At 62.2% G+C, this 18349-nt stretch carries 17 protein-coding genes; 9 read left to right on the top strand and 8 right to left on the bottom strand.

What is annotated here, in order from left to right; translation table 11 throughout:
• The first annotated feature begins 132 nt into the window (after positions 1–132).
• On the top strand, positions 133–1080 hold the full coding sequence (locus CXQ82_RS05365; RefSeq protein ID WP_101266802.1) for a LysR substrate-binding domain-containing protein: 948 nt from the start codon (positions 133–135) through the stop codon (positions 1078–1080).
• A gap of 212 nt (positions 1081–1292) precedes the next feature.
• Positions 1293–1703, top strand: a complete 411-nt coding sequence (locus tag CXQ82_RS05370; protein WP_101266804.1) for an HPF/RaiA family ribosome-associated protein — start codon at positions 1293–1295, stop codon at positions 1701–1703.
• A gap of 51 nt (positions 1704–1754) precedes the next feature.
• Here the strand turns inward: CXQ82_RS05370 and CXQ82_RS05375 are convergent, their stop codons facing one another.
• Complete coding sequence (locus tag CXQ82_RS05375) at positions 1755–3251, bottom strand: MFS transporter (protein WP_101266806.1); 1497 nt, start codon at positions 3249–3251, stop codon at positions 1755–1757.
• Positions 3252–3355: 104 nt separating this feature from the next.
• On the opposite strand from CXQ82_RS05375, the gene CXQ82_RS05380 reads away from it, so the two are divergent.
• Complete coding sequence (locus tag CXQ82_RS05380; RefSeq protein ID WP_101266808.1) at positions 3356–4228, top strand: LysR family transcriptional regulator; 873 nt, start codon at positions 3356–3358, stop codon at positions 4226–4228.
• Here the strand turns inward: CXQ82_RS05380 and fecA are convergent.
• The 3 genes from fecA to CXQ82_RS05395 all read right to left on the bottom strand — a co-directional run bounded on the left by fecA (position 4225) and on the right by CXQ82_RS05395 (position 8081).
• The gene (gene fecA / locus CXQ82_RS05385; RefSeq protein WP_101266810.1) at positions 4225–6564 is read right to left on the bottom strand and encodes a TonB-dependent Fe(3+) dicitrate receptor FecA; all 2340 of its coding nucleotides are present in this window, start codon (positions 6562–6564) and stop codon (positions 4225–4227) included. The two genes, CXQ82_RS05380 and fecA, sit on opposite strands and share 4 nt — an antisense overlap.
• Before the next feature lie 90 nt (positions 6565–6654).
• Positions 6655–7596 (bottom strand): FecR domain-containing protein, encoded by a 942-nt coding sequence (locus CXQ82_RS05390; RefSeq protein WP_101266812.1) that lies wholly within the window; start codon positions 7594–7596, stop codon positions 6655–6657.
• Positions 7593–8081: a sigma-70 family RNA polymerase sigma factor gene (locus CXQ82_RS05395; protein WP_101266814.1), complete on the bottom strand. Its 489-nt coding sequence runs from the start codon at positions 8079–8081 to the stop codon at positions 7593–7595. The genes CXQ82_RS05390 and CXQ82_RS05395 overlap by 4 nt, the downstream gene beginning before the upstream one ends.
• Before the next feature lie 170 nt (positions 8082–8251).
• On the opposite strand from CXQ82_RS05395, the gene CXQ82_RS05400 reads away from it, so the two are divergent.
• From CXQ82_RS05400 to CXQ82_RS05420, 5 genes are read left to right on the top strand one after another with little or no spacing between them, the layout of a single operon-like run.
• Positions 8252–8554, top strand: a complete 303-nt coding sequence (locus CXQ82_RS05400; RefSeq protein WP_101266816.1) for a DUF3649 domain-containing protein — start codon at positions 8252–8254, stop codon at positions 8552–8554.
• Positions 8551–10125, top strand: a complete 1575-nt coding sequence (locus CXQ82_RS05405) for a PepSY domain-containing protein (RefSeq protein WP_101266819.1) — start codon at positions 8551–8553, stop codon at positions 10123–10125. The genes CXQ82_RS05400 and CXQ82_RS05405 overlap by 4 nt, the downstream gene beginning before the upstream one ends.
• Entirely contained in the window at positions 10126–10452 is a 327-nt protein-coding gene (locus tag CXQ82_RS05410) for a DUF3325 domain-containing protein (RefSeq protein ID WP_101266821.1), read from the top strand.
• Between the two features lie 9 nt (positions 10453–10461).
• Complete coding sequence (locus CXQ82_RS05415) at positions 10462–11040, top strand: RNA polymerase sigma factor (protein WP_101266823.1); 579 nt, start codon at positions 10462–10464, stop codon at positions 11038–11040.
• Positions 11037–12014: a FecR family protein gene (locus tag CXQ82_RS05420; RefSeq protein WP_101266825.1), complete on the top strand. Its 978-nt coding sequence runs from the start codon at positions 11037–11039 to the stop codon at positions 12012–12014. The genes CXQ82_RS05415 and CXQ82_RS05420 overlap by 4 nt, the downstream gene beginning before the upstream one ends.
• Here CXQ82_RS05420 and CXQ82_RS05425 read toward each other — a convergent pair whose 3' ends face one another.
• A complete protein-coding gene (locus tag CXQ82_RS05425) occupies positions 12015–12368 on the bottom strand; it encodes a glutaredoxin family protein (protein ID WP_101266827.1) in 354 nt (117 codons plus the stop codon).
• On the bottom strand, positions 12368–13372 hold the full coding sequence (gene yejK / locus CXQ82_RS05430) for a nucleoid-associated protein YejK (protein WP_101266829.1): 1005 nt from the start codon (positions 13370–13372) through the stop codon (positions 12368–12370). Before yejK ends, CXQ82_RS05425 begins: the two co-directional genes overlap by 1 nt.
• Before the next feature lie 396 nt (positions 13373–13768).
• On the opposite strand from yejK, the gene CXQ82_RS05435 reads away from it, so the two are divergent.
• Positions 13769–14050 carry an HU family DNA-binding protein gene (locus CXQ82_RS05435; protein WP_003188840.1) on the top strand — a complete coding sequence of 94 codons (282 nt, stop codon included), beginning with the start codon at positions 13769–13771 and terminating at the stop codon, positions 14048–14050.
• 109 nt (positions 14051–14159) lie between these two features.
• On the opposite strand, the gene rlmF is transcribed toward CXQ82_RS05435, so the two are convergent.
• Together rlmF and CXQ82_RS05445 are read right to left on the bottom strand one after the other, a co-directional pair.
• Positions 14160–15179 (bottom strand): 23S rRNA (adenine(1618)-N(6))-methyltransferase RlmF, encoded by a 1020-nt coding sequence (rlmF, locus tag CXQ82_RS05440; RefSeq protein ID WP_101266831.1) that lies wholly within the window; start codon positions 15177–15179, stop codon positions 14160–14162.
• A gap of 228 nt (positions 15180–15407) precedes the next feature.
• Positions 15408–18254, bottom strand: coding sequence for a valine--tRNA ligase (locus CXQ82_RS05445; RefSeq protein ID WP_101266833.1), 2847 nt, complete (start codon positions 18252–18254; stop codon positions 15408–15410).
• Positions 18255–18349: the final 95 nt, after the last annotated feature.

The following is an 18349-nucleotide window of genomic DNA, read 5'->3' on the forward strand; positions in this document are numbered from 1 at the left end:
AGCCTTACAAGCAATGGAAGATAAATCGCTGCCATGTTTTGTAGGACGAGCGCAATTGGCGCGATACTGAGCCTCTGGATCGGCACTGACCAACGAATTATCCTAAGACACCCTTTAGCAGGACTAAACCCTATGAGCCGGCACCTCCATGGCCAGACCTACGTCTGGTTGCACGTTTTCTTCTGCGCGGCGCGGCATTTGTCGTTTACCCGTTGCGCCGAAGAACTGCACATCACGCCGGGGGCGGTGAGCCAGCAGATTCGCCAATTGGAGGAGCGCCTGGGCTTCCGGCTGTTCCATCGCCGGGCGCGCGGCGTTGAACTCAGCGCTGAGGGCCAACGGCTGGCGACCACGGTGGGGGAGGCCTACGGCAGTATCGATGCGGAGTTGCAGCGCCTGGATGCGGGAATGATCAGCGGCACCTTGCGCCTGCGCTCGATTCCGTCCTTCCTCGGCAAGTGGCTGACCCCACGTTTACCGCGGTTGCAGCAACGCTTTCCGGATATCCAACTGCGCATGGTGGCGGAGGACAGCAGCATCGCCCTGCACGAGGGGGATTTCGATTTGGCCATCGACTTGAACGACGGCAGCTACCCTGGCCTGTTATCCACAGCCTTGTTGGACGAGCAGATTTTCCCGGTGTGCGCCCCTAGCCTGTTGCGTGGCCGGCCGCCGTTGCATGGCCCGGCCGACCTGGTGCACTTTCCGCTGCTGCACGACATCACCGCGTGGCGTGGGAGTTATGAGTACGCGGAGTGGGAGTTTTACCTGAATGCCATCGGCTACCACGACGCCGACGTGCGGCGCGGCCATACCTTCAATCGCAACCACCTGACCATCGAAGCCGCCATCGCCGGTATGGGCGTGGCCATTGCGCGGCGCACCTTGCTTAACGATGAGCTCGAGCGCGGCACCTTGATCGTGCCGTTCGGCCTCGCTGTGCCCAACCACAAACGCTACGTGCTGCTGTATGCGCCAGGCGCGCTGAGCCATCCGGGCGTGCGGGCGGTGCATGACTGGCTGGTGGAGGAAGCAGAGATTTTTCGCGGATTGCACCCGTTGGGAGAGGGGCAATTGTGAGGTTTGCTGGGCTTAAGAAGATGTAACTAACTCCCCACCCTACCAGCGTTTTTGCTTGTAGTCAGGGTTAATTTGTAATGTGGGATTTATCTTTGCAAAGGGGTTGAAATGTTCCTCCAGCTGCTCAATTGTGTAATCAAGAGGTCATGGTTTCACCACCCTGGTGTCGCAGTTGTGACCTCTCGCGAGCTAGCTGAAATAAGGGAAGAACTATGCAAATCCAAGTCAATAGCGATAACCATATTGAAAGCAGCATCCGACTGGAGGAGTGGGTACGTACTACCATTGAGAGCACGCTCGAACGTTATGAAGAAGACCTGACCCGTGTTGAGGTCTACCTGCGGGACGAGAACGGCGACAAGCCCGGCCCGCATGATTTGAGTTGCCGCCTGGAAGCGCGGCCAAAAGGCCATCAACCGCTGTCGGTATCCGCCAAGGGCGATACCCTGGAACAGGCGATCGACGGTGCAGCCACCAAGCTGGACCATGCGCTGGAACATCTGTTTGGCCGACTGCAAGGCAAGCCCCGCGCTGCCGCGAAAAACCAGCCAATCAACAAAGTGAATGAAGACGCGCTGGAAGAGGAATTCCTGGAAAACGAAAACGCTGTCATCAACGGCTAAGCGTTTTTTAACCCCCTACAAACGGGCCTGCATATGCAGGCCCGTTTTCGTTTAGCGGCGTCGGAAAAAATACCCGCTCAACACCGCCAGCCCACCCGCTCCCAACCCTGCAAAGAGCATCGCCCAACCGGCGCCATGACGCAGTGCCGCCTGGGCATCGTTGAAGGCCAGCACCGGCGAATCCAGCTTGCCGGCGGCAATGTCCTGGCTGATGGCCGGCCAATCCAGCGCCGTGCTCGCGGGTAACATGGCGGCCAGTTGATGGTTGATGCCCAGCAACAGCACCAGGCCCATCAGGGCAATGTTGACGGCCAGGGTGATCAGCCGTGCACTCAGGTCAATACCCGAGGCCATGCCCGCGCGGTCGGCTGACACGGCACCCGTGGTGGTGTTGGTGGTGGGCGAATTGGTCAGCGCCAGGCCTGTGCCGGCGATCACGCAACTGGCCAGTACCAGCGCAATCATCGGCTGCGTGGCCTGATTGGCGACGGCCATCAGCAAAAAGCCCGCGCCCATCAGCCCCAGCCCGAGGGGGATGATGCGCTCGGCGCCATAACGCAGGGCCAGGCGTTCGGCCAGTGGCGGCACCAACAACGTCGGCAAGGTATAGGCGAGCAGGGCGCTGCCGGTAGTGAGGGTGTCGTAGCCCAGGCCAGCCTGGAAATACAGTGGCAGGTAGATCATGAACGGCCAGAAGCTGAAGTTCATGCCGATCGAGCCCATCAGCGCGCCGTTGAAGCGCCTGATGCGAAACACCGAAAAATCGAACATCGGCTGGGCACTGCGCCGCTCAATAAAGATGAACACCAGCAACGCGGCCAGCGCCAGGCCCGCCCAGCCCGGCGCAAAGCCGTTCTCGGTGCCCTGGGTGATGAAGTAGACCAGCGCAAACACCGACAGCGTCAACGTCAGCATGCCGGCGATATCCAGACGATGCGCCGCCGGGTCGCGGGATTCCTGCACGCTGACGCGCAGCAGCACCAGGGTGAACAGGGTCAGCGGTACATGCACAAGAAACACCCAGCGCCAGTCGGCAACGGCCAGGATCAGCGCGCCAACCATCGGTCCGAAACCCAGGCCCACGCCCGCAATCACGCCCCATATGGCAAATGCCCGCGCCCGTGCGGCCGGTTCGCGGAACAGGTGCGACAGAATCGCGAACTGGCAAATCATCATCGCCCCGCCGCCGATGCCCTGGACAAACCGCGCCGCGATCAGCGCCCAGGCCGAGTCGGCCAAGCCACAGGCCAGCGAGGCCAGGCCAAATACCCACAAGCACACCACCAGCATGCGCCGGCGACCAAAGCGGTCCGCCAAGGTGCCCGCTGCCATCAGCACACTGGTGCAGGCCAGGGTGTAGGCGTTCATGATCCATTGGGCGTCCGAAAAGCCTGTGCCCAGTTGCTGTTCAAGGGTGGGCAGGATGATCGGTACGCTGGAAATTTCCAGGCCGAACATCAGCGCCACGAGGCACACGGCGGTGAGGGCCAGGCCATTTCTGGCGGGGCGTGCAGGGTTGGCGGCCGATAAGGTGGCGGCGGGTGGCATGGGATTCTCCTGTCGATGGGTATCGGTGTATTTTCAGGGGAATCTGGTTCTTTATTCGTGATAAGTTTTCTGCCTATCCGGGAATCAAGGGCGACAATCGAGCCATGGCCACTCCGCGTTTTGATGGCGTTGAACTGTTTTTACAAATCGTGGAAAGCGGCAGCCTGACCGAGGCCGCTGAACGCCTGAACCTCACGCGTTCCGCCGTGGGCAAGGGCCTGGCGCGGTTGGAGGCGCGGCTCGGCACCTGCCTGTTGCAACGCTCCACGCGGCGCCAGCGGCTGACCGCAGACGGGCAGGCGTATTACGAGCATTGCCTGCGTGCGCTGGCAGAACTGGAGGCCGCCGAATCGGTATTGGAAAGCGGCCGGCAGCAGCCGCGCGGGCGGTTGAAGGTCAGCCTGCCACTGGCGTTTGGTCACCACTATGCGGCGCCCGCGCTGTGGGGGCTGATGGATCGATATGCAGAACTGGAGATCGAGATTTCGTTCTGCGATCGCCTGGTCGACCTGGCCCAGGAAGGTTTCGATGTGGCCGTACGGATCGGCCCGCTGCCCGACACTGACCGCCTGAGCGCACGACGCCTGGGCGAGCAGTCTGTGGGGTTGGCGGCAGCTCCGGCGTATTTGCAACGTGTGGGCCGGATTGAGTCCATCGAAGACCTCGCCGGTCAGCGTGGCATTGCCTACCGCAGCAACACCCCGCACCGTGCCCGCGTGGCCTCACCGTTGTGGATGGACGACCTCCAGGCCGTGGCCGACGCCGCTATCGCGGGCGTCGGCCTGGCCTGGTTGCCGAGTTGGTTGATTGCCCACTATGTGCTGCGCGGCCAACTGGAGGCGGTGTTGCCCGGGTATCGCGAGCAACCTGCGCCGATCCATGTGATCTGGCCGACGGCGCCGCACATGCCGGCCAAGACCCGCTGCGCCATCGACGCGCTGGTGGCGGCTACCCCCAGTTGCCTGGCGGGCAGTTAGAACGCGATGGAGGTTTGCACGTAGACCGTGCGCGGCTCGCCGACATATTTGCCTTTGTTGTTGTCATCGAACGAGCGGGTGAAGTACTGGGTGTTGAAAATGTTCTTCACGCCCACCGCCACATTCAGGTCCGACAGCTGCGGGCCGAAGTCGTAGCCTGCGCGGCTGCTGAATAACATGTAGCCGGGGATGCGCCCGTTGGCACCGTTGGCAGTCTCGGCCTCGGTGTTGGCGTTGTCGGCGAACTGGCTGCTCTGGAAGCTGCTGTCCAGGTTGAGTTTCCAGCGGCCTTCGGTGTAACCAACGCCCAGGGTGCCTTTGTGCTTGGACGAGAAGGGCACACGGTTGCCTTTGTTCGGGCCGTCCTCGCGGATGGTGGCGTCCACATAGGCGTAGGTGGCGTAAACATCGAAGCCGGCCAATGCCGGGCTCAAGCCGTCGAGGGCATAGTTGACGCTGGTCTCGATCCCCTGGTGGCGGGTTTCGCCGCGGGCGATCACCGAGTCGTCGGTCTGGTTGCTTTCATACTGGTTGTCGAAGTTGATCAGGAACGCGCCGATCTCTGCACGCAAGGTGCCGTCGTCGTAGCGGGTGCCCAGTTCCCAGGTACGGGCCTTTTCCGGTTGCACTTCGCCCTTGGGCACGCGCTTGGCCATCTGGCTGTACTGCACGCTGCCGAACGAACCTTCGGTGTTGGCGTAGAGGTTCCAGCTGTCGGTGAGGTGATACAGCACGTTCAGCGCCGGCAGGGCGGTGTTGTAGTCGCCTTTGTAGTTGAGATTGTTGACGTGGTCGGTCTGCTGCGACTTGACCATCTCGTAGCGCACGCCGGGGGTAATGGTCCACTTGCCGATATCAATCCGGTCATCGATGAAGAACGCATTGGCTTCGGTGCCACCGCGGGTGTCGCGGTCGTTGCGGCTGTCGGTGTTGGGGATCTGCTGGTTGTTGGCCGAAATCGGCGTGCGGTAGCGCAGCTCATGCCCGGCTTCGTTGATATAGCGGTAGCCAACGCCCACTTCATGGCTGGTCGGGCCAAGGTCAAAGCCTTGGGCGAAACGGGTTTCGAGGCCGCGCACCCAATACTCGCGCGGCGACAGCGAGAGGAAGGTGCCCTGGTCCAGGTAGCCGCTGCGCAGGGTCTTGGTGAAGAAGCTGTTGACGGTGAATTCGCGGCGGTCCTGCTCGTAGCGATAGCCGACGTTGAACATGGTGCGGCGGCCCCAGAACTTGTCGTAGGGGCGGGTGGACTGGTACGGGTCGGCCTTGTAGTCCTTGACGTTCAGGCCGCCGGGCATATCCGCCTGGCCTTCGTAGTACTGCGCCATGGCGTTGAAGCTGTTGGCGTCGTCGAGCTGGTATTTGCCTTTGAGAATCAGGTCGTCGATGCGCGTGTTGCTGTTTTCGCGCCAGTCGCCGCCACGGGTGCCGGAGTACAAAATCGCGCCGCCCAGGCCGTTGTCGGCGGTGCCGCCGGCCAGCAGGTTGCCGGTGGTCTTGAACCCGTCATGGCTGGAGGACGGGCTGGTTTCGGTCTGCAAGCCGCCTTTGACGGTGGGCGCATCCGGGATCGCGCGGGTCACGAAGTTGACCACGCCGCCGACGTTTTGCGGGCCATAGCGCACGGCGCCGCCGCCGCGCACCACGTCTACCGCGTCCATGTTGCCCATGCTGATCGGCGCGAAAGACAGTTGCGGCTGGCCATAGGGGGCGAAGGGCACCGGGATGCCGTCCATCAATACGGTGGAGCGCGACGCCAGGCGCGGGTTGAGGCCGCGGATGCCGAAGTTCAGCGCCATGTCGTGGCTGCCGGTACCGTTGTTGTCCGGGGCGTTGACGCCGGGGATGCGGTTGAGCACGTCCTTGGCCTGGGTCGCGCCCTGGCGTTCGAACTCTTCGCGGCGGATCACGTCACGCGCGCCGGGGTGTTCGAACACATTGGCCTGGGCCGCATCGCCGAGCCAGTCGCCGACCACGCTGGACGTCGCCAGCTCGACGCTCGCCGGTGCATTCGCCGGTTGCAGGCTGAAGGCGTTGTCACCTTCGGCGCGGGCTTGCAGGCCGGTGCCTTCCAGCAGCTTTTGCAGGCCTTCGGCGGCGCTGTAATTGCCCGACAAACCACGGCTCTGCATGCCCGCCGTTACTTCGGAGCCGAAGGAGATCAGCACGCCGGCTTCACGGCCGAACTGGTTCAGGGCCGCTTCCAGTGAACTTGGGGCGATGTGGTACGGCTTGGCGTCGGCCGCCATCACCGCAGGCAACAGCGTGAAACTGAGGCTGGCGCCCAGGAGCAGTTGGCGCAAGGTGCGAGCGATTAGGGTCGGTTGCTGGGGCATGAAGAGCGGTCCTGAGAAGGAAGGATCAAGGTGGCTTTCCTTCTCTGTCACGCGAGGTGTGGAAAACGGCTCACATTATTTTGAAAAAATTCAGACGCGGGCCTGGACCGTCACCCAGTAGCGCGTGAAGCGCCGCACCTTGACCGGCAAACTGACTTCCAGCAGGTCGAGAATGCGCTCGCTGTCGTCCAGCGGGTAGCTGCCGGAAATCAGCAGGTTGGCCACTTGCGGGTCGCAGTTGACCTGGCCACGACGATAGCGGCCGACCTCGGCAAGGAAGTCCTCCAGGCGCATATGCGCGGCCACCAGCATGCCGTCGGCCCAGGCGCCGCTGTTGGCGTCGGTAGGGCGCGGGGTGTCCCAACCCTTACGGGTGACATTCACCTGGCGTGCGGCTTCAACCGTCAACGGCAGGCCGCTGTAGGTGTTGGGCATCACGTCGACGTGCCCGTCGAACACCGCCAGTTGGGTGTGGTCGTTGAACTGGCGCACATTCATACGCGCGGCCTGGCTGGTGAGCAGGCCTTGGCTGGTCAGCACCCGCAGCGGCGTAGTGCTGGCGATGCCGGTCAGCAGGATTTCGCCTTCGAGCAGGCGGATCAGGCGTTGCTGCCCGTCGAAATGCACATCCACCGCGCTGCCGGTATTGAGGTGCAACTGGCTGCCGTCGGCCAATTGCACCTTGCGCCGCTGGCCGACCGGGCTGCGGTAGTCGGCGCTCAATGGCGGCAGGATATGTTGCTGGCGCAGGCTCCACGCAGCGGCCGAACCGGCGCCGAGGATCAACAGCAGCTTGAGCGCCTGGCGCCGGCTGCTGGAGGTCGGCGCATTCAATGCCGCGTGTGCCAGGGGCGAGGGCATGCCACGCAGGCGCTGGTTGACGCGCTGGATATGGTCCCACGCGCGCTGATGCTCACTGTGGGCATTCAGCCAGTGCTGCCAGGCCGCCTGTTGGCGCGGGTTGAGCGCGCCTTGCTGCATTTCCATCAGCCAATGCACGGCTTGTTCGGCGACTTGGGTGGAGAAATTCATAGGGCAAAGTAGCAGCGCAGGGCGGCTTTATTCAGGTGGCGTTTGACGGTGGCGATGGAGATGCCCAGTTCGGCGCCGATTTGTGCGTAGGTCAGGCCGTCGAGCTGGGCCAGCAGGAAGGCGCGCTTGACCTGCACGGGCAGGCCGTCGAGCAGTTGGTCCAGCTCCGTCAGGGTTTGCAGGATGATTGCGCGGTCTTCTTCCGAGGGCGCCACGTGTTCGGGCATTTGCGCCAACGCGTCGAGGTAGGCGCGCTCCAGGTCCTGGCGGCGGTAGAAGTTGAACAGCACGCGCTTGGCCACGGTGGTGAGGAAGGCGCGAGGTTCGATCAGCGTCGGTGCTTCCCGCGCGGTGAGCACGCGGATAAAGGTGTCCTGTGCCAGGTCGGCGGCGCTGTCCGGGCAGCCGAGCTTGCGTCGCAACCAGCCGGTGAGCCAGAGGTGATGGTCGTTGTACAGAACTTCGACGGTGTTGGACGGGCTCAACGCAGACACTCCGCAAGCTTCGATGCGCTTTAGAGAACAAGAATTGTTCGCATTGTAGGGCGCGTGAAGGGCTTCGGCAATGAGGCAGGGCAGGTGATTCATCCGTTCTGTTTTGCTTATGAGAATATTTATCATTAATATTGCGCGCTGACGACCCTGGCGCTTCCCGCATGAAAAGCAAAACCTCACTGCCTGCCTCCTATCGCCTCGCCGTGACTTCGCGCGTATTGGCGGCTGTGGTCGGTGGTTATCTGATGGCGTCCCTCGCCGCCGTGTGCCTGGCCCTATGGATGCCCACGTCCCGCGCCGATGCGGTGATCACCGGCATGATGAGTTCATTTGTGTTCTACCTGCTGGCCGTGATCTGGTGCTTTGCCTGCCGAACGGCATGGCGCGCCTGGTTTGGTGTGATGTTGCCCAGTGCCGCGTTTGCCACCCTGGCGGGTGTGGGTTTCTGGATGGTACGCACATGAAAGAGGGCTTTCGTCAGGCCATGGCCTGGTTGCATACCTGGGCGGGGTTGATCTTTGGCTGGCTGCTGTTTGCGATTTTCCTGACGGGCACCTTGGCGTATTTCAAGGATGAAATCAGCCACTGGATGCAGCCTGAGGTGCAGGCCCGGCCCTTGGACGACGCGCGCAGCCTGACGATTGCGCAAACCTACCTGCAGCAAGTGGCGCCGACGGCCGCGCGCTGGTTCATCACCCTGCCAGACAGCCGTGACCCAGGCTTGTCGGTGATGTGGCAAGACAAGCTCGACCCGGGCAAGCGCGGCAACTTCATCCAGAAAACCGTCGACCCGGTCAGCGGCCAGGCGGTGCAGGCCCGCGAAAGCATGGGCGGCGAATTTTTCTATCGCTTCCACTACCAGTTGCAAATGCCTTACCCGTGGGGACGCTGGCTGAGCACCCTCGCCGCCATGGTGATGTTCGTGGCGTTGATCACCGGCATCATCACCCACAAGAAAATCTTCAAAGACTTCTTCACCTTCCGCCCGCGCAAGGGCCAGCGTTCCTGGCTCGATGGGCATAACGCGGTCGGCGTGCTGGTACTGCCTTTCCACTTGATGATCACCTACAGCAGCCTGGTGATTTTCATGACAATGGTCATGCCGGCGCCGATCCTGGCCTCCTATGGCAACGACACCCGCGCGTTCTTCAATGATGTGTTCCCGGCGACCAACAACGCGCCGGCAGTGGGGCAGCCAGGCAAGCTGCTGCCGCTGGTGCCGATGTACGAGCAGGCTCGCGCGCACTGGGCGGGGGGGCATGTGGGGCGGGTGGCGGTGAATAATCCGAGCGATGTGAACGCGTCGGTGAATGTGTTCCGCGCCGGTTCCGACAGGGTTGTGCATGATTTCGGCAGCACCGTGTCGTTCAACGGCAGCACTGGTGAATTGCTGCGCGTGAGTGCCGAGCAGTCGCTGCCAGCGGTTATCGGCGGCAGTTTCTATGGTTTGCACATGGGCCATTTTGCTGGCCCGGTGCTGCGCTGGCTGTACTTTATCTGTGGCCTGGCGGGCACCGCGATGATCGGCACCGGGCTGGTGATCTGGCTCGGCAAGCGTCAGCTCAAGCACGCGAAAACAGGGGTGATGCCGTTTGAGCTGCGACTGGTGGAAGTGCTCAACGTCGCCAGCATGTCCGGGCTGATGATCGCGATTGCAGGGTTCTTCTGGGCCAATCGCTTATTGCCGGTGAGCTTCGCCGAGCGCTCCGATTGGGAAGTGCAAACCTTCTTTATTGCCTGGGGCCTCAGCCTGCTGCACGCGATGTTGCGGCGTGGTCGCCAGGGTTGGGTCGAGCAACTGAGCGTTGGCGCGCTGTTGTTTGCTGCGATCCCACTGCTCAACGCGCTGACCACCTCCAGCCACTTGGGCGTCTCACTGGTCACCGGCGACTGGGCCATGGCCGGTTTCGACCTGACTTGCCTGGCCAGTGGCGTGTTCCTCGGCTGGGCGGCCTGGAAGATGCACCACCGCGCTGCGCCGCAACCCAAGGCCGAGCGCGCGCGTAGCCTGACGCTCAAGTCGGAGGCGCACTGAATGCTCCTCGCGCTGCTGATGTGTTACGCCGGGTTCACTGCCTTGTGCCTGTCCACCGACCGCCACCACGGCGAACTGCTGCACAGCAAACCCTCGCCGCGTCGGCGCTTGGGGCTGCGCGTGCTGGGTTGGTTACTGCTGAGCGTGTCGATCTGGCCCGCCGTGAGCATTGCCGGTTGGGCCCAGGGCTTGGTCGAATGGTGCGCGGTGTTGATGCTCAGTGCACTGCTGTTGGTGCTGTTGTTGCCGTATCGGCCAAGGCTGGCCTTGATCCTGGCGGGCGTCGGCCTGCTGGCCAGCCCCGTTGCGGCCTTCGCCACTCTCTGAGCCCCTGACATGATGATCAGCACCCCGCCAGACACCGACGACAGCCCGCAGGCTGAAGCAGCGGGCGGGCGCGCGCATTTTCTGCAAGTGTTTTTGTCCCAGCGTTCGCAGATGGAAGCCCTGGTCAGCCGACGCGTAGGCTGCCGGGCCACAGCGGCCGACCTGGTGCAGGACCTGTTCCTGCGCTTTTGGCGCCGGCCGCTGGTGCAGGTCGAAGAACTCAGTACCTACCTGTTGCGCTGCGCCGGCAATATCGCCATCGACCACCTGCGCAGCGAAGGCGCACGGGTGCGCAGCAGTGAAGGCTGGTTGCCCGAGCAGCACGATCACCAGGGCTCCGAACCCCAGGCGGCGCTCGAAGCGGGCAATGACCTGCGCCATGTCGAGGCGGCTCTGCGCAGCTTGCCCGAGCGTACCCGGCAGATTTTCCTGCTCAACCGCATCCACGGGCGCAAGTACGCGCAAATCGCCAAGGCCATGGGGCTGTCCCAAAGTGCCGTGGAAAAACATATGATGCGTGCCCTCGAAGCCTGCAAAGCCAGCCTTCGTGAACCATCGCCCCCACGCACGCCAGGGAAAGCACCGTGAACCTCACCCCCACGCCCGACCAGGAACAAGCAGCACTGGCCTGGCTGAGCCTGCTGCACGACCAGCCCAGCAGCGGCGACCAAGCGACCTTCAGCCACTGGCTGCGCGCCGACCCTGCGCACGTCGAGGCCTATGCCCAGGCCCAGGTGCTGTGGGAGTTGAGCGAGGTTCCGGCGCGCACGCTGGCCGACGAAGACGCCCTGGCCTTGCAGGGTTACATGAATGCGATGAACACCACGAAGCGCTCGAGGACCTTGCGCTGGTCCGGCGCCTTGGCCATGGCCGCGTGCCTGCTGTTGATGGTCTCCATGGGCGCCGGCTGGCAGCCCTCGCGCTGGGTCGACGACCTCGGTGCAGACTACGTGACCGCGCCGGGCGAGGTGAAAACCGTGACGCTGGCCGATCAGTCTCGGGTCACTCTGGATGCCGACAGCGCCATCGCGGTGGATTTCAGTCATGGCGAGCGGCACATCCAGCTGCGCCGTGGTGCAGGCTTTTTCAGCGTGACCCACACCGGCGAGTCCTTCGTGGTGGAAGCGGGCAGTGGCGAAGCACGGGTGCTGGGCACCCAGTTTGAAGTACGCCTGCAACCGGCAGGGGCCCAGGTGACGGTGTTGTCGGGGCGGGTCGGCGTTACGCCGTCCAGGCAGGGCACACAGCAAATTCTTACAGCGGGCCAGGAAGTGGCCTACGCCGACGGTGTGGCTGACCCGATGCACGCCGTCGACAGCGAATCGCGCCTGGCCTGGCGCGACGGCTGGCTCAACTACTACAAGGCGCCGCTGGCGGAGGTGGTCGAGGACCTGCGCCGTTACTACCCGGGCCGCATCCTGTTGCTCAATGAAACGATGGGTGCCCGGCGTGTCAGCGGCAGCTTTCCGAGCAAAGACCCGCAGGCCGTGCTGAATGCCTTGCAGGCGGTGCTGGGGTTTGAACAGCACAGCGTGCTGGGGCGGGTGATCGTGGTGCGCTGATTACTTCGTCAGCGCTGCCATGATCTGCTCGGGGTTGTAGTCGCGAATCAACGTGCCATTCACGTCCACAAACGGAATCCCGCCGCCACCCAACGCTTCGTACGCCTTGCGCGCCTGGGCGTCCTTCTCGATATCAAACGCCTGGTAGGGGATGGCTTTCTGATCAAGAAAACGCCGGATCTGCTTGCAGTAGCCGCACCATTCGGTGGAATACAGCACCACCCGCGCCGCCGCGCGCACTTCTATCGGCGCCACCTGGGACGGGTTGAACACTCGCTCGATCTTGCCCCAGTTCTGGATGACCACCACCACCAGCAGTACCAGCAGGACTTTCTTGAGGACCCCGCCGAGCATCAGTTACGGCGCTTGAGCTGGTCGGTCAATTGGGTGGGCAGGCCCTTGATGATCAACGTGCCGGCGGCTTCGTCGTACTCGATCTTGTCGCCCAGCAGGTGCGCTTCAAAGCTGATGGACAGGCCCTCGGCGCGCCCGGTGAAGCGGCGGAACTGGTTGAGGGTGCGCTTATCCGCCGGGATTTCCGGCGACAGGCCGTAGTCCTTGTTGCGGATGTGGTCGTAGAAAGCTTTTGGCCGCTCTTCATCGATCAGCCCCGACAGTTCTTCCAGGCCCATGGGCTCGCCGAGCTTGGCCTGGCTGCTGGCGTAGTCGACCAGGGTCTTGGTTTTTTCGCGCGCGGATTCGTCCGGCAGGTCTTCGCTTTCAACGAAGTCACTGAAGGCCTTGAGCAGGGTGCGGGTTTCGCCCGGGCCGTCGACGCCTTCCTGGCAGCCGATAAAGTCGCGGAAGTACTCCGAAACCTTCTTGCCGTTCTTGCCCTTGATGAACGAGATGTACTGCTTGGACTGCTTGTTGTTCTGCCACTCGGACACGTTGATGCGTGCCGCCAGGTGCAGTTGGCCCAGGTCCAGGTGACGCGAGGGGGTCACGTCCAGATCATCGGTCACCGCCACGCCTTCACTGTGGTGCAGCAGGGCGATGGCCAGGTAGTCGGTCATGCCTTGCTGGTAGTGGGCGAACAGCACGTGGCCGCCGGTGGAGAGGTTGGACTCTTCCATCAGCTTCTGCAGGTGTTCGACCGCCGTGCGGCTGAAGCTGGTGAAATCCTGGCCGCCGTCGAAATAGTCCTTCAACCAGCCGCTGAACGGGTGCGCGCCGGACTCGGCATGGAAGAAACCCCAGGCCTTGCCTTGTTTGGCGTTGTAGCTCTCGTTGAGGTCGGCAAGCATGTTCTCGATGGCGGCCGACTCGGCAAGCTCGGTGTCGCGCGCATGCAGAACTGCGGGTGTGCCGTCGGGTTTTTTGTCGATCAGGTGGACGATGCAATGACGGATCGGCATAGGCTTCTCGGCTGGTTGAAGGGGAGCGGTTGGCCTCCCCAAAAAGTCGCCCAGTGTACCGCACCCATTGGCCAAGACACGCGCCGAAGGTCATTTTGGGCGCTCTCCGACGGGGCATATTCCTTTTTTTCACGGTTTAGAGCGATAAAGCTGACCAAATGGGTAGGTAGAAGCGGATATTTCCCCGTCTCTGTGCTAGTTTTGCCCCGTCTTACGCCAAGTCTCGGCGTTAAGCGTGCATTCAGCATCTGTCAGGTCGAACCAATCCCCGTTTCAAGCATCTATAACCCCGATCTCCGTGGTTATAGCCGGGGGTGCCAGGCCATGATGGTCGGGCTCGACGGCTGACACTGCACTCTGCAATCCATATGAATTTGATAGGGAAGGAACACCACAATGGCTATTACTAAAGACCAACTGATCGCTGACCTGGCTGAAGCAGTAGACGCACCGAAAACTACCGTGCGCGCTCTGCTGGACCAACTGAGCCAAGTTGTTGCTGACCAGCTGGAAAACGGCGGCGAAATCACTCTGCCAGGCGTTGGCAAACTGAAAGTGACCGAGCGTCCTGCCCGTACTGGCCGTAACCCTTCGACTGGCGCTGCCATCGAAATCGCTGCCAAGAAAGTTATCAAGCTGGTTGTGGCCAAAGGCCTGACCGACGCTGTTAACAAGTAAGACGCAGCAAAAAAAACCGTGCTCCGGAGCGATCCGGGCACGGTTTTTTGTTGCCTGCGATTTGTGCAGGGCTTTGTGTGGCAAGGGAGCAAGCTCCCTTGCCACAGGGTTAGTCGCGCACCCAGCGCTGGCGCCAGATCTGCTGTTCGTTCTTGGTCTGGAAGGTCCAGGCGACGAAACGGCTTTGCTTCTGGCCCTGGGACATTTCCACCACCTGGCTTTCCAGCACGCCGGCTTTTTTCAGGGCTGTCTCGATCGCGGGCAAGTTCGACGCTTTTGACACCAGGGTGCTGAACCACAACACCTTGTGGGCAAAGTTCGCGCTTTCTGCAATCAGCTGCGTCACAAACCGCGCTTCACCGCCTTCACACCACAGCTCGGCCGATTGGCCACCGAAGTTCAGCACCGGCAGCTTGCGCTTGGGGTCGGCCTTGCCGAGGGCGCGCCACTTGCGCTCGCTGCCCTTGGTGGCTTCGTCCATGGACGCGTGGAACGGCGGGTTGCACATGGTCAGGTCAAAGCGCTCGCCCGGCTCCAGCAGGCCCAGCAGGATGTGCTTGGGGTTTGGCTGCTGGCGCAACTGGATGACCTTGCTCAGGTCATTGGACTGCACGATGGCCTTGGCGGCGGCCACGGCGATAGGGTCGACCTCGGAACCGAGGAAGTTCCAGCGATACTCCATGTAGCCAATCAGCGGGTAGACGCAGTTGGCGCCCATGCCGATGTCCAGCACCTTGACGATCGACCCGCGCGGGATCTTGCCGTCGTTGACGCTGGCCAGCAGGTCGGCGAGGAAGTGCACGTAGTCGGCACGCCCCGGCACCGGCGGGCACAGGTAATCCTGCGGGATGTCCCAGTGCTGTATGCCATAGAAGGATTTGAGCAACGCCCGGTTGAACACCCGCACCGCATCCGGGCTGGCGAAGTCGATGCTTTCCTTGCCGTACGGGTTGATGATCACGAATTGCGCCAGTTCCGGCGTGGTCTTGATCAGCGCCGGGAAGTCGTAACGGCCTGTGTGGCGGTTGCGCGGATGCAGGGTGGCCTCTTTGCGCGGTACCACGGGTTTGGCCGTGGTTGCGGTTTTAGGCTTCTTGCGTGGCGGTTTTGGCGTGCTGGGGGCTGTCATAGGCTGCGTCGATTCTGGGGTTGTTTCAAAAGTGGCGGGTATTGTCACACATTCCGAAGTTCACCTCGGTTAAATGTGGGAGCGGGCTTGCTCGCGAATGCGCTGCGTCAGTCACTGAATGTGTTTCTGATGCACCGTATTCGCGAGCAAGCCCGCTCCCACATTGATTGGGTTTTCAAGTCCAAAAAAAAGAGGCCCTAAGGCCTCTTTCCTACACTGGAATCCACCTTACAGGCTGGAAATCCGCGCATGTTGCTCCGCCAGCTTGCCCAAGGCCTGTTCAGCCTCGGCCAACTTGGCGCGTTCTTTCTCGATCACTTCCGCAGGCGCCTTGTCGACGAACGCCGCGTTGGACAGCTTGCCGCCCACCCGCTGCACTTCGCCTTGCAGGCGTGCGATTTCCTTGTCGAGACGGGCCAGTTCCGCGCCCTTGTCGATCAGGCCGGCCATGGGCACCAGCACTTCCATCTCGCCAACCAGAGCGGTGGCGGACAGCGGTGCTTCGGCGTCAGCCGCCAATACCGTGATCGACTCCAGCTTCGCCAGCTTCTTGAGCAGCGCATCATTCTCGGTGAGACGGCGCTGGTCTTCGGCGCTGGCGTTTTTCACGAACACCGCCAGTGGCTTGCCCGGCCCGATGTTCATTTCGGCACGGATGTTACGTGTGCCCATCATCAGGGTCTTGAGCCATTCGATATCGCTTTCAGCGGCCTCATCGATGCGCGCTTCATTGGCCACCGGCCAAGGCTGCAGCATGATGGTCTTGCCTTCGATACCGGCCAGCGGCGCGATGCGCTGCCAGATTTCTTCGGTGATGAACGGCATGAACGGGTGCGCCAGGCGCAGCGCCACTTCGAGCACGCGCACCAGGGTGCGACGGGTGCCGCGCTGGCGTTCGATCGGCGAGTTTTCGTCCCACAGCACAGGCTTGGAGAGTTCCAGGTACCAGTCGCAATACTGGTTCCAGATGAACTCGTACAAGGCCTGGGCGGCCAGGTCGAAGCGGAACTGGTCGAGTTGGCGGGTCACTTCGGCTTCGGTACGTTGCAGCTGCGAGATGATCCAGCGATCCGCCAGGCTCAGTTCGACGGCTTCGCCGTTCTGGCCACAATCTTCGCCTTTATCCAGCACGTAGCGCGCGGCGTTCCAGATCTTGTTGCAGAAGTTGCGATAGCCTTCGACGCGGCCCATGTCGAACTTGATGTCGCGACCGGTGGACGCCAGCGAGCAGAAGGTGAAACGCAGGGCGTCGGTGCCATAGCTGGCGATACCGTCGGCGAACTCGTCGCGGGTCTGCTTCTCGATCTTCTTCGCCAGTTTCGGCTGCATCAGGCCCGAGGTGCGTTTCTGCACCAGGGTTTCCAGGTCGATGCCGTCGATGATGTCCAGCGGGTCGAGGACGTTGCCCTTGGACTTGGACATCTTCTGGCCCTGGCCATCACGCACCAGGCCATGCACGTACACGGTCTTGAACGGTACCTGCGGGGTGCCGTCTTCGTTTTTCACCAAGTGCATGGTGAGCATGATCATCCGGGCAACCCAGAAGAAAATGATATCGAAGCCGGTGACCAGCACGTCGGTGGAGTGGAATTTCTTCAGGAACTCGGTCTGCTGCGGCCACCCCAGGGTAGAGAAGGTCCACAGGCCCGAACTGAACCAGGTGTCGAGTACGTCGTTGTCTTGCTGCAGCGCGATGTCCGCGCCCAGGTTGTGCTTGGCGCGTACTTCGGCTTCGTCGCGGCCCACGTAGACCTTGCCCGACTCGTCGTACCAGGCCGGAATGCGGTGGCCCCACCACAGTTGACGGCTGATGCACCAATCCTGGATGTCGCGCATCCACGAGAAGTACATGTTTTCGTACTGCTTGGGCACGAACTGGATGCGGCCGTCTTCTACGGCAGCAATCGCCGGTTCAGCCAGCGGCTTGGTGGAGACGTACCACTGGTCGGTCAGCCACGGCTCGATGATGGTGCCGGAGCGGTCGCCTTTCGGTACTTTGAGACCGTGGTCGTCGACGCTCACCAGCAGGCCGGCGGCGTCGAAGGCAGCCACGATCTGCTTGCGTGCTTCGAAACGGTCGAGGCCGGCGTATTCGGCCGGGATCTTGCCGTCGATGCTCTCGTTCAGCGTGCCGTCCAGGTTGAACACCTGGCAGGCCGGCAGCACGGCAGCGTTTTTGTCGAAGATGTTCAGCAGCGGCAGGTTGTGGCGCTTGCCGACTTCATAGTCGTTGAAATCGTGGGCCGGGGTGATCTTCACGCAGCCGGTGCCGAATTCAGGGTCGCAGTAGTCGTCCGCAATGATCGGGATGCGGCGGCCAACCAGTGGCAGCTCGACAAACTTGCCGATCAGCGCCTGGTAGCGTTCATCGTTCGGGTTAACGGCCACGGCGGCGTCGCCGAGCATGGTTTCCGGACGAGTGGTGGCGACGATCAGGTAGTCGTTACCTTCGGCGGTCTTGGCGCCGTCGGCCAGCGGGTACTTGAGGTTCCACAGGAAGCCTTTCTCGTCGTGGTTTTCCACTTCGAGGTCGGAAATTGCCGTGTGCAACTTGGTGTCCCAGTTGACCAGGCGCTTGCCGCGGTAGATCAGGCCGTCTTCGTGCAGGCGTACGAAGGCTTCTTTCACCGATTCCGACAGGCCGTCGTCCATGGTGAAGCGCTCGCGGCTCCAGTCTACGGACGAGCCCAGGCGACGGATCTGACGGCTGATATTGCCGCCGGACTGGTCTTTCCATTCCCAGATCTTTTCCAGGAATTTTTCGCGGCCCAGGTCGTGACGGTTCTGGCCGGTGGCTTCCAACTGGCGTTCCACCAGCATCTGCGTGGCGATACCGGCGTGGTCGGTACCCGGTTGCCACAGGGTGTTACGGCCCTGCATGCGGCGGAAACGGATCAACGCATCCATGATCGCATTGTTGAAGCCATGGCCCATGTGCAGGCTGCCAGTGACGTTCGGTGGCGGAATCATGATGGTGTAGGACTCGCCCGCACCTTGCGGAGCGAAATAGTTCTCGGACTCCCAGGTGTTGTACCAGGAAGTTTCAATAGCGTGCGGCTGGTAGGTCTTATCCATGCGCGGCGGGACCCTAGTTGGCATTTATTCAGGAAAGCCGGCAAGTATAACGGGGGAGGGCGTGGAGGGCGAGTTGAAGACGGGCTTAAGGTTGG

Source organism: Pseudomonas sp. S09G 359, assembly GCF_002843605.1.
Lineage (GTDB): Bacteria > Pseudomonadota > Gammaproteobacteria > Pseudomonadales > Pseudomonadaceae > Aquipseudomonas.

Coding starts and splice junctions, on each gene's coding strand:
- CXQ82_RS05370 (WP_101266804.1), top strand. CDS start 1,293: ATGCAAATCCAAGTCAATAGCGATAACCATATTGAAAGCAGCATCCGA.
- CXQ82_RS05380 (WP_101266808.1), top strand. CDS start 3,356: ATGGCCACTCCGCGTTTTGATGGCGTTGAACTGTTTTTACAAATCGTG.
- CXQ82_RS05365 (WP_101266802.1), top strand. CDS start 133: ATGAGCCGGCACCTCCATGGCCAGACCTACGTCTGGTTGCACGTTTTC.
- rlmF (WP_101266831.1), bottom strand. CDS start 15,179: ATGACAGCCCCCAGCACGCCAAAACCGCCACGCAAGAAGCCTAAAACC.
- CXQ82_RS05435 (WP_003188840.1), top strand. CDS start 13,769: ATGGCTATTACTAAAGACCAACTGATCGCTGACCTGGCTGAAGCAGTA.
- CXQ82_RS05410 (WP_101266821.1), top strand. CDS start 10,126: ATGCTCCTCGCGCTGCTGATGTGTTACGCCGGGTTCACTGCCTTGTGC.
- CXQ82_RS05390 (WP_101266812.1), bottom strand. CDS start 7,596: ATGAATTTCTCCACCCAAGTCGCCGAACAAGCCGTGCATTGGCTGATG.
- CXQ82_RS05445 (WP_101266833.1), bottom strand. CDS start 18,254: ATGGATAAGACCTACCAGCCGCACGCTATTGAAACTTCCTGGTACAAC.
- fecA (WP_101266810.1), bottom strand. CDS start 6,564: ATGCCCCAGCAACCGACCCTAATCGCTCGCACCTTGCGCCAACTGCTC.
- CXQ82_RS05375 (WP_101266806.1), bottom strand. CDS start 3,251: ATGCCACCCGCCGCCACCTTATCGGCCGCCAACCCTGCACGCCCCGCC.
- CXQ82_RS05400 (WP_101266816.1), top strand. CDS start 8,252: ATGAAAAGCAAAACCTCACTGCCTGCCTCCTATCGCCTCGCCGTGACT.
- yejK (WP_101266829.1), bottom strand. CDS start 13,372: ATGCCGATCCGTCATTGCATCGTCCACCTGATCGACAAAAAACCCGAC.
- CXQ82_RS05425 (WP_101266827.1), bottom strand. CDS start 12,368: ATGCTCGGCGGGGTCCTCAAGAAAGTCCTGCTGGTACTGCTGGTGGTG.
- CXQ82_RS05415 (WP_101266823.1), top strand. CDS start 10,462: ATGATGATCAGCACCCCGCCAGACACCGACGACAGCCCGCAGGCTGAA.
- CXQ82_RS05405 (WP_101266819.1), top strand. CDS start 8,551: ATGAAAGAGGGCTTTCGTCAGGCCATGGCCTGGTTGCATACCTGGGCG.